The organism is Moryella indoligenes, assembly GCF_030812885.1.
Classification (GTDB): Bacteria; Bacillota; Clostridia; order Lachnospirales; family Lachnospiraceae; genus Moryella; species Moryella indoligenes.
On the sequence record NZ_JAUSTO010000003.1, the window covers coordinates 82,922 to 98,212 of the forward strand.

Here is a 15,291-nt window from a genome sequence, read left to right on the forward strand (position 1 = left end):
GCTGCTTCTCTAAAGCCTGTCCGTCACAGCGCTCATATTGCTAATTCTGCTCCGCGCTCCGCTCAAACACCCTGAGCTTTGCGCTCCGCGCTCTTCTGTTTTCCTCTGTCTCTGCCTCCAGCGGCACAATCGGCTTTCTCGTAATTACCCGGCCTCTGCTCTTCTCTCCGCACACGCAGACCGGAAGCCCCGGCGGGCAGGTACAAGGATTCTCATTCTTCCGAAAACCGTTCTTTACAATTCTGTCCTCCAGCGAGTGAAATGTGATGATCGAGAGTCTTCCCCCCGGCTTCAGCAGTCCTATCATGCTGTCAATGGACGCCTCCAGCACCTTCAGTTCCCCGTTCAGCTCGATGCGCAGCGCCTGAAAGCTCCGCATGGCGGGATGTCCTCCCGTCAGCTGTATCTTCATGGGTATGGCTCCGCGGACAATATCCGCAAGCTCCCGGGTCGTCTCTATCCTCTTCTCTGCTCTCGCCTTCACAATATGCTTCGCGATATTTTTTGCGAAGCGATCCTCTCCGTAATCCCGGATGATGCGGAACAGCTCCTGCTCAGAGCACTCATTTACCAGATCCGCAGCGGTTCTGTCCTGACGCCGGTCCATGCGCATATCAAGAGGTGCATCCTCTATATAGCTGAACCCCCGCTCCGCCGTATCCAGCTGATGCGAAGAGACGCCGAGATCCAGATAAATGCCGTCCACCCCGGAGATATGGAGCTGTGACAGCACAGCTCTGACATTCACATAGTTGTCACGTACGATCGTCACCCTGTCCGCAAAGGGACTGAGGCGCTCCGTCGCTGCGGCAATCGCATCTGCATCCTGGTCTATTCCAATCAGTCTTCCGCCGGCTGTGAGCCGCGAGGCTACCTGAAACGCGTGTCCGCCTCCCCCGAGCGTCCCGTCAACGTAGATGCCGTCCGGACGGATATTCAGACTGTCTACCGTTTCATTCAACAGTACGGAAATATGGTGGAAGCTCATATGCCAAATCCCAGTCCGTCGAGTCCCGCCGCGATATCGTCTGCGTTATTCTCGATCTCCAGCTCCTTCGCCCAGTTCTCTGCGCTCCAGATCTCCACGTGGTTGCCATTGCCGATCAGCACTGCTTCTTTTACAATGCCGGAAAATTCTCTCAGATTGGCCGGAAGCAGTATCCTGCCCTGTTTATCCGTCTCACAGAACACCGCGCCTGCGTGCAGAAAGCGGGAAAACTTTCTCGCACTCTGATTGGTCAGCGGCAGGTTTGCAAGCTTCTCCTCAAGCTTATTCCACTCCTCCGCGGAATATACAAAGAGACAGCCGTCCAGTCCCTTCGTCACCACAAAGGATGCGCCGAGCTGCTCACGATAAAGAGAAGGGACTATCAGTCGTCCCTTTGTGTCAACCGTATGGTTATACTCTCCCGTGAACATAAGCACCGCCCCACATTTCACCACTTTTTACCACTTCTATGTTCAAATCATACTAAAAACACAGGGAAAAAGCAAGGCATCTCCGGAATAAAAAAAGCAAAAAAACAAGCAGCCATGCGGGTTTGCACGACTGCTACAAGATGTGGAGCTATAAACTTTAAAGGTTCAAGATGTGGATCTCTGTCTCTGAAAATACAGCATTCTTGCGACTTTTTCGAGGTGGGAGCAAGTGGGGGATTTTCTGCACTTTCCGCTTTATCTTGACTTGCGGGCGCTTTTTCTTCGAAAATAGATGATGCCCACTGCTGCGGCAAACACACAGCAGCCCGCCAGCGCCTGTGATACGGCGATCCCTGTTCCAGGCAGCAGAAGGGAGTCAGTGCGCAGTCCCTCGATCCACACTCTTCCCAGTCCGTAGCCGCCGAGATACAGAAACAGCAGCTCCCCCTCGAAGCGCTTTCGGTACCTGTACCAGAGCAGGAAGAGAAGCAGGCAGAGATTCCAGCAGGACTCATACAGAAAGGTCGGATGCACCTGTATATACTCAACGCCGTTCTCCGTGATGAGGTGCCCAAGGAGCTCTGCGTCGATCATGATGGGATTCACAATCTCCCGGCGTATCCGCATGGCAAAGAGCCCCTCCGTGTAGCGGCCGAAGGCCTCACAGTTAAAGAAATTGCCCCAGCGCCCCATGATCTGCCCGACGACCACACCGAGCACCAGAGAATCCGCCATGACAAGGAAGTGCTGCTTCTTCAGACGGCACCACAGAAGGAGCGCAAGGGCGCCGCCGATCACACCTCCGTAGATCGCAAGACCTCCCGCGCGGAGATTCAGAATCTGCAGCAGATCGCTGCGATAGGCTTCCCACTGAAAAAAGACGTAATAGAGGCGCGCTCCCGCAATCCCGGCGAGTATACCGTAGACAATATAATCATAGATCACGTCCTCCCCCAGCCCGCGCCGCTTCGCATCACCCGCAGCGAGCCTTATGCCGAGCAGCATCCCTATGCCGATGATGATTCCGTAGAAGGCAATGCGAAATCCGAAGACGTCAATGTGATTTTGCATATGCTGTATGGTAATTCCCAGATTTACAAAGCTCAGATCGTAGCCCATGTGCGCTCCTCAATTCTCTTAATTCATTTCCCTACACTTATATCACAGAGCAGCACATTTGTCATGGGCGGCAGAACAAGCTGCCGGCCGCAGCTCTGCCATCCGCGGTAAATACAGGCAGGAGTCTGCCTGACTTGTCCTATTTCAGTTCTCTTCCGGAAAACGCACCGTTATTTCTGTTCCGCTTCCCGGCTCACTTTTAATCTCAATCACTCCATTCATATATTCTACCGCGTGCTTTACAATTGAGAGCCCCAGCCCGGTACCCCCGATCTGGCGGGAATGACTCTTATCTACCCGGTAAAAGCGCTCAAAAATACGCGTCTGCTGTGCTGCGTCTATGCCGATGCCGCTGTCTCGCACGGACAAAAAGCGCTCTCCCACTGTAACTGTCACACTGCCGCCGTCTACATTGTATTTGATCGCATTATCACAAAGATTGTAGACTATTTCATGGAGGAGCTGCCGCACCGTCTGAATATGTACCTCTGTTCCCTTCAGCTCCAAGCTGATATTTTTCTGAGCCGCGGCATCCCTCAGCAGACGAAGCTCCTCTGAGACCAGTGATCTCAGCTCCACCGATTCCACCGGCAGCGGAGTCCTCTCATCCAGCTGCGACAGACGAATCGTATCCTCGATCAGGGACATCAGACGCCCCGCCTCTCTGCGGATACGGCCGACAAAAGCAGGAACATCCTCTGCCTGCACAAGTCCGTTTTCCAGAAGTTCTGCACTGCCCATGATACTTTGCAGCGGAGTCTTCAGCTCATGCGATACATTCGCGGTAAACTCCCTGCGATTTCGTTCCGCAAGCACACGCTCTGTGACATCAAACAGCAGGAGGACTATTCCCTGTTTCTCTGCCGCTGTACCGCTCACTCGCAGCAGATACTCCCTTCCGTCCCGACTGAGCTGCAGTTCTGTATCTCCCTCCCGTTTTGCACATTCTATGGCGTCCATAAGCTCTGTGCTGCGCTCCACCAGAATAAAATCCCTGCCGACGGCATCTGCATCTGTCCGAAAAAAGCGCTCCGCGGCCGGATTGATGCTGAGCACCTCCCCGCGATGGTTCAGCAGAACCAGCCCTTCTCTCATTCTCCCGGTAATCGCGGCGAACTCCCTTCTCTGTTCATCAAGTGCTGCCTGCTGCGCATGTACCTGCTGGCGCTGCTGCTCCATGCGTACCAGAATAGGAGACAGTTCCTCATAGCAGTCGTTTTCCAGCGGCCGATCATAATTGATCGCCTCCAACGGGCAGACGATTCTCCGGGAAATCCCTGCAGACAGCACTGCTGAGAGCAAAACAGCGGCAAACAGAACAGCACTGAGCGGAGCAAGCAGCGCAAGCAGCAGCGACAGCGTGGTTTTTCGACTGACTGAAATTCGCAGCACACTTCCATCCCTCAGCCGTTCCGCAAAATACAGCGTCTGCTCTGTCAGCGTGTCGGAAAAGCGTGTGCTCTCTCCCTTTCCCCTCTGAAAAGCCTCCCTGATCTCTTCCCGTGCAGCGTGGTTCTCCATCTGTGCCGCATCACCCTGACTGTCAAACAGAACATCTCCCGCTGCATCTACCCAGGTCAGACGATAGCGATCGCTTTGCAGAGCCCGCAGGTAATTGAATCCCCCCGTCTCCACTCCTTCTGCCGCAAAGGAGAGCTCAGCCTGCAGCTGCTCCGCCTGCACCGTGCCGAAGTAGCTGTAGAGAACAAAAAGGAGCAGGGCTGCGCAGGCAAGCAGAACCAGAAGCGCCACCGACACAATGGAACGAAATATACGTCGAGTCATTTATCTGTCCTCATGCGGTAACCTACATTTCGAATGGTCTCAATATACTTCCCGCAGTCCCCAAGCTTCTGCCGCAGTGTACGGATATGCATGTCCACAGTGCGGCTTTCCGCGATATGATCCATCCCCCAGACTTTTATAAAGAGCTGATCCCTGGTAAACACTCTGCCCGGATTTGTAAGGAACAGCCGAAGAAGCTCAAATTCCTTAAAGGTCAGCTGAATGCGCTCCGCTTTTGCCGTAAGCGTGTGTTCATCCAGATTCATGGAGAGTGCATGCATCTTCAATATATGCTGCTCCGGAGCGGGCTGACAGCGCCGCAGCACAGCCTTTACCCGACTCACCATCTCCATCATGCCAAAAGGCTTCACCAGATAGTCATCTGCACCAAGATCCAGGCTCTGTATCTTATCAAACTCACTTCCCTTTGCAGTTGCCATGATAACAGGAAGCCTGCCGGTGTCAGAGCAGGCTCGGAGACGTCTCAGAGTTTCCACTCCATCTTCACCGGGCATCATGATATCCAATATGATCAGTTCCGGCTTTTCCTGTTCCAGTGCAGCAAAAAGCTCTTCACTGCAGGAAAAACCTCTGGCACCAAGTCCAGTTGCATTCAGCGTATAAACTTCAATATCCCGGATGTTCGCATCATCCTCAACACACCATATCATCCCTGCCCTCCCCTGTGGATTCCCGTGACGGAGAATTCCACCCATTCCGCAATATTCGTCGCGTGATCTCCGATCCGTTCAAAATATTTTGCAATCATCAGCAGATCCAGTGCATACTCTCCGTCCGCATGATTTTCGGCAATCATCCGAATCAGAGCGCTTCTGGTGCTGTCAAAAAGCGCGTCCACGATATCATCACATTGTATCACGTGCCGTGCCAGCTTTAAATCTCTCCGGACAAATGCATCCACACTCTCAACCACCATCTTAATAGCAGCTGCCGCCATCTGTCGAATAGAATCGCACTCTCTGACTCTGCGCTCTTTCAGGTAAGGAATGATTTCCACAATATCAGAGGCCTGATCGCCTATACGCTCCATATCCGTAATCATTTTGAGCGCAGCGGAAATCTGCCGCAGATCCCGGGCCACCGGCTGCTGCTGAAGCAGCAGCTTAAGACAGAGGCCTTCAATCTCCCGCTCCATCTGATCAATCTCCGCGTCCAGAGTAAGCGCCCTTCTGCCTACAGCGGCATTCGCCTCCATCAGGGCCCTTGCTGCAAGAGCAATTGCCTCCTCGCACAGAGCTCCCATATGCGTGAGCTTATGCCTCAGCTCATTCAGCTGCTCATCGAAATGATTGCGCATTATCCGAACCTCCCTGTGATGTAATCCTCTGTTCTCCTGTCTGCCGGACACTCAAACATTTTCTCTGTCGCACCATATTCAACCAGTTCACCCATGAGGAAGAAGGCCGTCCGGTCGGAGATACGCACTGCCTGCTGCATATTGTGTGTCACCATGATAATTGTGTAATTTTTCTTTAACTCCTGCACCAGATCTTCAATCTTTGAGGTTGAAATCGGATCAAGTGCACTGGTGGGCTCATCCATCAGCAGCACATCCGGCTGCACTGCAAGCGCCCTTGCAATGCAGAGCCGCTGCTGCTGCCCTCCGGAGAGCCCCAGTGCGCTTTTTTTCAGTCTGTCCCTGACCTCGTCCCAGATGGCGGCTGCACGCAGAGCATACTCCACCGCATCATCCAGCTTTGCTCTGGACCGGATCCCATGGGTGCGGGGACCATAGGCCACATTATCGTATATACTCATAGGAAAAGGATTCGGCTTCTGAAACACCATGCCAATATGCCTTCGCAGATGATTCACATCCACAGCCGCATCGAAAATATCTTTCCCCTGATAGCACACCTGACCCGCACACCTCACTTCAGGAATCAGCTCATTCATGCGATTCAGCGTTTTTAAAAAGCTGGATTTTCCGCATCCAGAGGGTCCGATCAGTGCTGTAATGCTGTGCGCCTCAATCTCCATGCTGATATGCTTCAGTGCCTGTGTATTCCCGTACCACAGACACAGATCTCTGACAGAAATAATACTGCTCACAATATTCTCCTTCTCTTAAAATAACTTCCGGCCACAGCTGCCAAAAGATTGATAAGCAGAATCAGCAGCAATAGAATCGCAGCAATTGCAAAGGCAATTTGAAACTCTCCCTGTTCTCTGGCATAGACGTAGAGAGCAACTGAAAGAGAGGCTCCCGGACCGGCAAGCCCGGAAACAAAACCGTTCAGCGTATGAGCAAAACCCGCTGTAAACAGAAGCGCTGCTGACTCTCCGACGATACGCCCCACAGCAAGAATGCAACCCGTAACAATGCCGTCAATGCAGCCAGGCAGCACCACAGTCCGTATGACTCTCCACTTGCCCGCTCCCAAGCCAAAAGCCCCCTCGCGATAACACTGCGGCACTGTTCTGAGGCTTTCCTGCGTTGTACGAATGATTACAGGGAGATTCATAATAACCAGAGTCAGGCTGCCTGCAAAAAGAGAAGTTCTCAGTCCTGCAAGCTGACAGAAAACCAGCATCCCGACAAGACCATAAATAACAGAAGGAATTCCTGACAGCGTTTCCGTCGCATATTCAATGAAACTCACCAGTTTTTTGTGTCTCGCGTATTCCGTCAGATACACAGCGGCGCCAACTCCAAGAGGCAGAACCAGCCCCAGTGTCGCCACAACAAGATAGAGTGTATTCAATATATCCGGCAGTATTCCTATGCGCTGTTCCCGGTAGCTCGGTCCCGTGAGCAAAAGCTCCCGGCTGATATGTGACAGACCTCTTCCCAGCACATAAAATACAAGAAAGAGCACCAGCGCAACCGTCATCAGGACAGCCAGTCCCATAAGAATACACATAGCCATACTGTAGCATTTTCTGCTGACGCTGACAGAATCCTTCATAAGCTCAGTTCCTTTCCCTCTTCAGAAAAAAATTCAGGACAGCATTAATCAGGAGAATGAAGAGAAAGAGCACCAATGCAATAGAAAACAGCGCCTGCTGATGCAAACTCCCGCTCACGGCATAGGACATCTCACTGGACACGGCAGTGGTCAGAAAACGAACACTCTGAAACAGCGAGGGCATATTCGCCACATTTCCGGACACCATGATCACTGCCATCGCCTCCCCTAAGGCACGTCCCACTCCCAGCGTAATCGCAGCGGCAATCCCGCTTTTTGCAGCCGGAACAGAAACCCTGAAGCAGGTCTCAATTGCATTGGCGCCCAGTGCGAGCGAAGCATACTCATAATCCCGCGGCACAGCCTCCAGCGCTGTCAGTGACAACTTGATAACAGAGGGAAGAATCATGATTCCAAGCACCAGAATGGCGGAGAGGAGACTGGCTCCATCCGGAAGCCGGAACAGATCTCGCACAGCGGGGACCAGCACCAGCATTCCGACAAGTCCATAGACGACCGAGGGAATACCTGCCAGCAGACTCACAGCTCCCTCTATTATGACCCGCATCCCCTTCGGTGCAAATTTGGCCAGATATACCGCTGTAAAAAATCCGGTCGGAACCCCCAGCAGAACCGCTCCGGCAGTGCCATAGATACTGCTGAGAAGAAACGGCAATATTCCGTAAGAGGGTACAGATTCCAGAGGGGTCCACTTTCCGGAGAGGAAAAAGCGGCTGAATCCTATCGTCCGCAAGGCCGGCAGACCGGCAAGCAAGAGATAGAAGGTGATCAGGAGCACGCACCCTACTGTAAGCAGCCCCAGAATCAAAAATATCGCGTGAATCAGCTGCTCACCGATTTGTCTTCGTCTGTTCAAAATTCATCGCCTCCAAACATGCGGTTCAGTACGCAGCGACGGCTCAGTCAGCAGGAACGACGCCGGTGCCGCTGATGATTTCTCTGGCATCCTCGCTCTGAATATAGTCAAAGAAGGCCTGAGCAGCGGGTGAGATTTCTGCTTTTTCCCGGGTCACCAGAACAAAGGGCCGCTGCACGGCATAGCTCCCGTCCCTCAGACTCTGTGCATTCGGTGCTATACCATTGATACATACGGCCTTCACCTGTCCCTTCAGTGAGGCCAGAGAAGCATATCCGATCGCATGCGGATTTGCTGCCACCGTCGTAATCACATCTCCGGTGGAAGTCAGCTCCTGACGGTACCGGCAGGAGCCCGCGGTCTTTGTGATATTCTCAAAGCCGTCCCGGGTGCCGCTTCCCGCCTCTCTTCCGATCAGAACAATCTCTCCATCTGCTCCCCCGATCTCACTCCAATTTTGGATCTCTCCCGTAAAGACAGCTGCCAGCTGCTCTATCGTCATATCGGAGAGAGGATTGTCAGGATGTACAATAACAGCAATACCGTCATAGGCCAGAACCGTCTCCCTGAGCCCTTTATTCCTCTCCTCCTCACTCAGACTGCGGCTTGAGAGCCCTATATCACAGCGTCCCTCTGCCACTGCGGTGATGCCGCTCCCGGAACCGGTCGGGTTATAAGTAAAGCGAATCTCCGGATGCAGCTCTTCAAAGCTTTCTCCCAGAACTCCTATGACTTTCTCCATAGAGGTGGAACCATCCGCAGTAACATACCCGGCGGTCTCCTCCACCTGTCTGCCGCCGCATCCCGTCAGCAGCAATATGCCAAGTGCCATTCCTATCATCCGTCCAGTTTTCTTTTTCATTCTCTTCAAGCTCCTTTTATATTTTCTGTTCTGTTCTTTATTGTAGCCATCGCATGTAAAACCCAAAACCACGGGAATGTCAAATCCATGTAAAATATTGCTCCTCTATACTTCAGGCTGTTCTCCGGACAGATGGATGTCTATTGCGGGGAAAACGGCTTTCTCTGGTACAATGCCCCCGACATTGCGCTGAAATAAAGTCTGTAATCTGTATAAAAAATTGCAGGAGCTGTGTCTTCGACTCTGTAGGCGCGAAGATGCAGTTCCTGCATTGATATGCGGCAGCAACAGAAGACAGAAGCCACACTACCTCAACAGCACGGCCTTTGTGATAACCCAGCTGTCCGCACGCATCTCATAGCTGTTGCCACAGTAAGGGCAGCACTTCTGATGGCTTGCGTCAAAGCTCGCGCCGCAGCTCCTGCACCGCACCAGCGTGATGGAAAATCCGGGATTCGGCCTTATATGCCTGCTTCTCTCTGCAGTAAATGCGATCCTGTCATTTCTGACAAAGATGCGTCCGTCCACCTCATAGCTGTCATTGGTATATGCCACCAGCTCCAGTCTGCAGAGCTCCGGTGTGAGCTGCATGCTCCGCACCGTCATGCCGCCTGTGTAGACCATATCTATGATGTCATTGAATTCCGCAGAGCGCTCCTCCCCCTGAAATGCCGAGAGCCTGTCCGCATCCTCCGAAAAGATGACCATACGGAGGAATGAGAGCATCTGCCCCTCAAAGTAGCGATAGGAAAAATCCGGATCCAGCGACTTCATAAAGTTTGTAATTTTTTTCTTTGTAAATACCGCGCGGAGCGGCACATGACGGGCAGAATTTGCCACCAGCATGGACAGCAGAAGCAACGGCCCGGAAAGAAAGTAACCCAGAAAACCTCCGACCAGCACGGAGCTGATCAGCTTCGTGAGCAGTCCCGTGTGCTCCGCAGCTCCCGTCAGCTCACGCAGGCACATGCTGAGAAAGCAGAGCAGCATGCAGCACGCCATGATGCAGCAGATCTGCTTCTTTCTGCTCCTTATGCTGTCCATCCGGAGAAAGTAAAAATTGGTCACCTTCGGAAAAAGCTCTGAAATCTGAAAGCGGGCATTGCAGTAGGGACATCCTCTCACGAGCTCTGCCACTCTCGCCGTCGCGCCGCAGTTCGGACAGCTGTAAGGCTTTTCGCCTATCCCATCCGGCGTATCCGCATGGGTGATTGTCTGATACAGAATCTGATCGCTCTTTTTCTGATAGAGACAACGACCGTCTCTGTGATAGCGCACACTCCGCCTGACAGAGGCATAGACCCACTCATCCTCATAATGATTTCCAGGACAGTGCTGCACTCCCAGTACCTCATCCGTGTACTTCCGAAGCTCCAGCTCATGGTGGAGCCTCTTTCTCGCGAGCCGCCCGCCCTGAAGCTCCAGATAGTACGCAGTTTCCCTGTCTGCGAGAGCGGGGATATGCCCGCTCTCGCTCCACTGTTGCAGCTCCTTCGTAAAGCTGTCATAGATAGGATGCTCCGCATCCTGATGGAAATGTATTTTCATAGCCACAAACCCGGCCTTTCTGTGAAAAATTGCAAGCAAGGTTAACCATCGCTAACAGGTTAATCATTCTCCTCCATCTTGTCAATTGTTTTCACAGGAACATTCTCGATTTTAGAACTGCCGGCATTGAGAAACCCTGACTTTGTGCTATAATACGAAATTGTATTGCTTTTCTTTTTCAGAACTGAAATAAGACCCGCAAGTGCGCCGCAGGCTGCACAGCTTCAGCAGCAATGTTTTAAAAGCTGCATAAAAACACAGAGCAAAACAGAAGAAAGGCGGGAAACCTTGAAAATCAGATCTTCCCGGACAGGTATATCAGAATCATGAAATTAGGTATCGTCGGCCTTCCAAATGTAGGCAAAAGCACTCTATTCAACTCTCTCACAAAGGCAGGGGCCGCTGCGGCGAACTACCCCTTCTGTACCATAGACCCGAATGTCGGCATCGTCACTGTTCCGGATGAACGGCTCCAAAAGCTCGGAGAGCTGCACCACTCCAAAAAAGTGACGCCCGCCGTGATCGAGTTTGTGGATATTGCGGGACTCGTGAAGGGTGCCAGTAAGGGTGAGGGACTGGGAAACCAGTTTCTTGCAAACATCCGCGAATGTGATGCCATCGTCCATGTGGTGCGCTGCTTCGAGGATGAAAATGTAGTCCATGTGGACGGCTCTGTGGATCCGGTGCGGGATATTGAGACCATCAATCTGGAGCTGGTGTTTGCGGATCTCGAGGTGCTGGAGCGCCGCATTGCAAAGACGGCACGCTCCGCGATGAACGACAAAAGCTTAAAGAAGGAGCTCGATATACTGAAGGAGCTGAAAACTCTGCTTGAGTCCGGCCAGCCAGCTTCCGCCTATGCGAGTGAGGACACAGATGTTCTCTCCTTTGTACACTCACTCTGCCTCCTGACGGAGAAACCTGTGATCTTTGCGGCCAATGTAAAAGAAGACGAGCTCTCCGACGATGCCGCGTCAAATCCTCATGTGCAGGCGGTCCAGCGCTATGCGGCCGGGCACGGCAGCAAGGTCTTTGTCGTCTGCGCGCAGATTGAGGAGGAGATCTCCGAGCTGGATGAGGAGGAAAAGGCGGACTACCTCGAAGCACTCGGCATCAGTGAGTCCGGTCTCGACAAGCTGGTTGCCGCAAGCTATGACCTCCTGGGACTCCTGAGCTTCCTCACCACCGGAGAGGACGAGACCCGAGCCTGGACCATAAAGAAGGGAACCAAGGCACCGCAGGCCGCAGGAAAGATACACACAGATTTCGAGCGCGGCTTCATCCGCGCCGAAGTGATCAACTACCAGGATCTGCTCGACTGCGGCTCCAACACGGCAGCAAAGGAAAAAGGGTTGATGCGTCTCGAGGGCAAAGACTACGTCGTGCAGGACGGCGACGTGATTCTGTTCCGCTTCAATGTCTGAGTATTACGCTGTCCAAGTCCCCTCTCCCATGAAACGGCTTGCGGCCAAAATTCATCCGAACAGTCCAAAAACAGCGCGCCTCGCAAAAAACTGCGAGGCGCGCTGTTCACTCTCCTGCTGTTAAAAAATCTTCCACTGCTATGATTCCGCTTACTTTCTTACTTCAGAAGTCCCACTTCCTTATAATACTTTTCGGCACCCGGGTGAAGCAAAATCGGGAGTTCATTGCACATGAAAGACGGATCTCCCAGCGGCGCAAGGGAGGCATTTCCGGCAATCATGTCCTCTGCATTCTCATGCAGGGCCTTCGCCAGATTATAGATCAGCTCCTCATCTGCGCTTGCATTGCAGATCACAAGGGTCTTCACGCCGAAGGTGGGAACATCTTTGTCCTGTCCGTTGTAGGTCCCCGCCGGAATGACCTGCTTGGAATAGGACGGATTCTCCGCGATGACGGCATCGAGCTCCTCATCGGTAAAGCCGAGCCACACGCACTCCTTGGTAACGGATGCGTTGAGTTGCGCACCGACCGGAGGGCCGGAGAATGCGGCAGCCGCAGTCATGGTGCCGTTGCAGACATTATCCGCGCCATCGCCCAGCGTGACGTTCTGGAACTTGGAATTCTCCTCGGTGATACCTGCCGCCTTTAGACCGACCAGTGCGGAGACCTCCGTGGTGGATGCCGCCGGGCCCACGCCAAAGGTGCCGCCCTTCGCATCATGCAGGAACTCATAGCCACTGCTCTTTAACGCAATCCAGTTGGACATGGAGGCATATACCGCGCCGATACACACGATATCCTCACAGGGCCCCACATTTTCAAATTTCCCCCTGCCCGCAACCGCAGCTGCCGCTGCATCGCCGGAACACATGCCAAGCTCAACCTCACCGTTGTGGACATTCAGCGCATTCTCATTGGAGCCGGAGGAGGTGGTCGCATCTACATCCAGCCCCTCGATCGCATTGCCCAGTGTCGTAGCAATGGTTGCCGCTGCCGCGTACATCTGCCCGGTGGAATCTGCTCCGCTGAGCGTAAGCCGCGGCCCGGAGTAGGTGTAGGCACCGCCGGATGCCGGCGTCTCAGCCGCTGCGCTGCCTGCTGCTTCCGCTGTTGTCGTCTCCGGAGCTGCTGCGGTTGTCGCGGAAGAACCACCTCCGCAGGCGGTCATCGCCATCGTCATGCTGACTGCAAGAACTGCCGAAACCAAAGAGCGCATACTTTTTTTCATAAACCTTTTCTCCTTTCTCATAGCCTTTTTATCTGCCCGGGAATCTCTTCCCTTAACAACCGGAATCTAATGTTTTCACACAGTGCTCGCCTCTGCAAATCAGACAGCTGCCTTTTCCCTGCTTCCCAGCTTCGGGAGGAAAAACGCTGCGGCCAGCAATACCAGACCGATGATGCTCATGAGATCAGATGGCGTCATCATCAGCAGCCCTCCTGCAATCACCATGAGGCGGACAAGAAGCGGCACCTTTCTCTGCCCGCTGAAATACCAGCCCTGCATACCACAGGACATGCCGATACAGCCGACCAGCGCGGTGACACACACCGATATGATGGAGAGCGGAGAACCGTCCAGCATCATAGCTGCGTTATAACAGAACACGAAGGGCACGATAAAGCCGGCAAACCCGATCTTGCAGGCGTGAATTGCGGTCTGCATCGGATCGCACTTCGCAATCCCTGCTCCCGCATAGGCCGCCAGTGCCACCGGCGGTGTGATGGCGGAAAGGCAGGCAAAGTAAAATACAAAGAGGTGTGCAGTCAGAAGGCTGAGACCAAGCTTCGCCAGCGCCGGAGCCAGAATCGACGCCGCAATCACATACGCGGAGGTGGTCGGAAGACCCATGCCCAGAATGATGCAGGCAATCGCGCAGAACAGAAGGCTCGGAAACATCAGGCCATGTGCCGCGTTAATCATCATATCTCCGAAGACCACGCCTATCCCGGTTCTGGAAATCATTGCCACCACAACGCCCGCACAGGCACAGCCGGATACGATGGAAAGTGCACTGTAGCCGGTTTTTACCATGGTTTCCGGAATCTCCCGGATCGTAAAGCGCTTCTTTTTATCAAAGAGCATGACCAGAGGAACGGACACACAGCCGATCAGACCGGAAAGTGCCGGAGAATACTGCACGATCAGCAGGGCCCACACCAGCGCGCCGATGATGAGGAGGTACAGCCAGCCATCCTTCAAAACAGCTCTCGTCCTCGGAATCTCATTCTCCGGAAGCAGTTCCACATCGCCGACCTCGCCCTGCGCAAACACCGCAATGGCAGCGCCGAGGAAATAGAGCACTGCGGGTATGACTGCCGCGATCACGATCCGGGTATAGGGTACCCCGGTGAAGGCGACCATCAGGAAGGCACCGGAGCCCATGACCGGCGGCAGAATCTGTCCGCCGGTGGAGGCCACTGCCTCAACCCCTGAAGCAAACTCAGGCTTATAGCCTCTGGACTTCATAAGAGGAATGGTAAAGGTGCCGGTACCAACTACGTTTGCAACTGCAGAACCGTTGATGCACCCCATCAGCGCGGAGGCGACAACCGCAGCCAGTGCCGGGCCGCAGCGAAGCTTTCCTGTGAGGGAGAGCGCCAGATCATTGATAAAGCTGGAACAGCCGGACGCCTCAAGAAAGGTACCGAACATGACAAACATGATGATAACCGTCGCGGAGACCTGAATGGTCGTACCGAAAATACCGTCCAGATCGACCGACAGATACTTGAGCAGCGCAGCAAGCTTATATTCCTTGTGCCCCAGTGCCCCCGGCAGCATGTGCCCGAAGCGCGCGTAGAGGAAGAACAGAATCGCCAGCGCCGGCATGATATAGCCGAGACAGCGTCTGGTCCCCTCCAGAACAATGATGAGCAGCAGCGCACCGGCAACCACCGCCCACTGTCCGGCAATACCCAGATTGTCCGACAGATGGTCGTACTCATACTTGCACATCCAGATCGCAGCCCAGAGCGCCCCGATCATCACAAGATCAATGATGCGGCAGACGAGGCGAAATTCGGCATTCCCGGCAAAGCGATCCTTAAATACATGCTCGTAGAGCGGCTGACTAAGCAGCAGTATGGTAAACGCAAATGCGACATGAATGCCGCGCTGCGGTATCACATCCAGCTGCCGGAATACAGTCAGGATGTGAAACAGTGACATAGAGAATGCAAATACTGCGGCGATTCTGCCAAAGGCTGTGCCCTTGTTTTCCTCCATTTTTCTTGCTGCAGCCAGCTCACTGTCCAGAGATTCCACATTGATCTCCTGAACCGCCTTGTCCTTTTTCATACCATTCCCCTTTACACAGACAATC

General features: G+C 53.5%; 14 protein-coding genes. 1 reads left to right on the forward strand and 13 read right to left on the reverse strand.

Annotated elements, in window-relative coordinates; all coding sequences use genetic code 11:
- Window positions 1–40 precede the first annotated feature (40 nt).
- The 11 genes from rsmH to J2S20_RS03210 form a co-directional block, all read right to left on the reverse strand.
- Complete coding sequence (rsmH, locus tag J2S20_RS03160; RefSeq protein WP_106611632.1) at window positions 41–988, reverse strand: 16S rRNA (cytosine(1402)-N(4))-methyltransferase RsmH; 948 nt, start codon at window positions 986–988, stop codon at window positions 41–43.
- Window positions 985–1,419, reverse strand: coding sequence for a division/cell wall cluster transcriptional repressor MraZ (gene mraZ, locus J2S20_RS03165; RefSeq protein WP_106611631.1), 435 nt, complete (start codon window positions 1,417–1,419; stop codon window positions 985–987). The genes rsmH and mraZ overlap by 4 nt, the downstream gene beginning before the upstream one ends.
- Before the next feature lie 255 nt (window positions 1,420–1,674).
- Window positions 1,675–2,538, reverse strand: coding sequence for a prolipoprotein diacylglyceryl transferase (lgt, locus tag J2S20_RS03170; protein ID WP_106611630.1), 864 nt, complete (start codon window positions 2,536–2,538; stop codon window positions 1,675–1,677).
- A 144-nt stretch (window positions 2,539–2,682) separates the two neighbouring features.
- Window positions 2,683–4,323, reverse strand: coding sequence for a sensor histidine kinase (locus tag J2S20_RS03175; RefSeq protein WP_106611629.1), 1,641 nt, complete (start codon window positions 4,321–4,323; stop codon window positions 2,683–2,685).
- Window positions 4,320–4,994, reverse strand: coding sequence for a response regulator transcription factor (locus J2S20_RS03180; protein WP_106611628.1), 675 nt, complete (start codon window positions 4,992–4,994; stop codon window positions 4,320–4,322). The genes J2S20_RS03175 and J2S20_RS03180 overlap by 4 nt, the downstream gene beginning before the upstream one ends.
- Window positions 4,991–5,641: a phosphate signaling complex protein PhoU gene (phoU, locus tag J2S20_RS03185; RefSeq protein ID WP_106611627.1), complete on the reverse strand. Its 651-nt coding sequence runs from the start codon at window positions 5,639–5,641 to the stop codon at window positions 4,991–4,993. The genes J2S20_RS03180 and phoU overlap by 4 nt, the downstream gene beginning before the upstream one ends.
- Window positions 5,641–6,396: a phosphate ABC transporter ATP-binding protein PstB gene (pstB, locus tag J2S20_RS03190; protein ID WP_106611626.1), complete on the reverse strand. Its 756-nt coding sequence runs from the start codon at window positions 6,394–6,396 to the stop codon at window positions 5,641–5,643. Before pstB ends, phoU begins: the two co-directional genes overlap by 1 nt.
- Window positions 6,393–7,214, reverse strand: a complete 822-nt coding sequence (pstA, locus tag J2S20_RS03195) for a phosphate ABC transporter permease PstA (protein ID WP_211292153.1) — start codon at window positions 7,212–7,214, stop codon at window positions 6,393–6,395. The genes pstB and pstA overlap by 4 nt, the downstream gene beginning before the upstream one ends.
- 43 nt (window positions 7,215–7,257) lie before the next feature.
- The gene (gene pstC / locus J2S20_RS03200) at window positions 7,258–8,130 is read right to left on the reverse strand and encodes a phosphate ABC transporter permease subunit PstC (RefSeq protein ID WP_106611624.1); all 873 of its coding nucleotides are present in this window, start codon (window positions 8,128–8,130) and stop codon (window positions 7,258–7,260) included.
- Between the two features lie 43 nt (window positions 8,131–8,173).
- Window positions 8,174–8,992: a phosphate ABC transporter substrate-binding protein gene (locus J2S20_RS03205; RefSeq protein ID WP_106611623.1), complete on the reverse strand. Its 819-nt coding sequence runs from the start codon at window positions 8,990–8,992 to the stop codon at window positions 8,174–8,176.
- Between the two features lie 306 nt (window positions 8,993–9,298).
- Window positions 9,299–10,546, reverse strand: a complete 1,248-nt coding sequence (locus J2S20_RS03210) for a TFIIB-type zinc ribbon-containing protein (protein ID WP_146137127.1) — start codon at window positions 10,544–10,546, stop codon at window positions 9,299–9,301.
- A gap of 320 nt (window positions 10,547–10,866) precedes the next feature.
- Here J2S20_RS03210 and ychF point away from each other — a divergent pair, with 320 nt between their 5' ends.
- The gene (gene ychF / locus J2S20_RS03215) at window positions 10,867–11,964 is read left to right on the forward strand and encodes a redox-regulated ATPase YchF (RefSeq protein ID WP_307253170.1); all 1,098 of its coding nucleotides are present in this window, start codon (window positions 10,867–10,869) and stop codon (window positions 11,962–11,964) included.
- A gap of 158 nt (window positions 11,965–12,122) precedes the next feature.
- On the opposite strand, the gene J2S20_RS03220 is transcribed toward ychF, so the two are convergent.
- Both J2S20_RS03220 and J2S20_RS03225 read right to left on the reverse strand, forming a co-directional pair.
- On the reverse strand, window positions 12,123–13,193 hold the full coding sequence (locus J2S20_RS03220) for a TAXI family TRAP transporter solute-binding subunit (protein ID WP_170065360.1): 1,071 nt from the start codon (window positions 13,191–13,193) through the stop codon (window positions 12,123–12,125).
- 99 nt (window positions 13,194–13,292) lie between these two features.
- Window positions 13,293–15,266, reverse strand: a complete 1,974-nt coding sequence (locus J2S20_RS03225) for a TRAP transporter permease (RefSeq protein ID WP_106611619.1) — start codon at window positions 15,264–15,266, stop codon at window positions 13,293–13,295.
- Window positions 15,267–15,291: the final 25 nt, after the last annotated feature.

Bases quoted from the DNA above. Each gene is read 5' to 3' on its own strand.
- rsmH (WP_106611632.1), bottom strand. From the start codon at position 988: ATGAGCTTCCACCATATTTCCGTACTGTTGAATGAAACGGTAGACAGT.
- mraZ (WP_106611631.1), bottom strand. From the start codon at position 1,419: ATGTTCACGGGAGAGTATAACCATACGGTTGACACAAAGGGACGACTG.
- lgt (WP_106611630.1), bottom strand. From the start codon at position 2,538: ATGGGCTACGATCTGAGCTTTGTAAATCTGGGAATTACCATACAGCAT.
- J2S20_RS03175 (WP_106611629.1), bottom strand. From the start codon at position 4,323: ATGACTCGACGTATATTTCGTTCCATTGTGTCGGTGGCGCTTCTGGTT.
- J2S20_RS03180 (WP_106611628.1), bottom strand. From the start codon at position 4,994: ATGATATGGTGTGTTGAGGATGATGCGAACATCCGGGATATTGAAGTT.
- phoU (WP_106611627.1), bottom strand. From the start codon at position 5,641: ATGCGCAATCATTTCGATGAGCAGCTGAATGAGCTGAGGCATAAGCTC.
- pstA (WP_211292153.1), bottom strand. From the start codon at position 7,214: ATGGCTATGTGTATTCTTATGGGACTGGCTGTCCTGATGACGGTTGCG.
- J2S20_RS03205 (WP_106611623.1), bottom strand. From the start codon at position 8,992: ATGAAAAAGAAAACTGGACGGATGATAGGAATGGCACTTGGCATATTG.
- ychF (WP_307253170.1), top strand. From the start codon at position 10,867: ATGAAATTAGGTATCGTCGGCCTTCCAAATGTAGGCAAAAGCACTCTA.
- J2S20_RS03220 (WP_170065360.1), bottom strand. From the start codon at position 13,193: ATGAAAAAAAGTATGCGCTCTTTGGTTTCGGCAGTTCTTGCAGTCAGC.
- J2S20_RS03225 (WP_106611619.1), bottom strand. From the start codon at position 15,266: ATGAAAAAGGACAAGGCGGTTCAGGAGATCAATGTGGAATCTCTGGAC.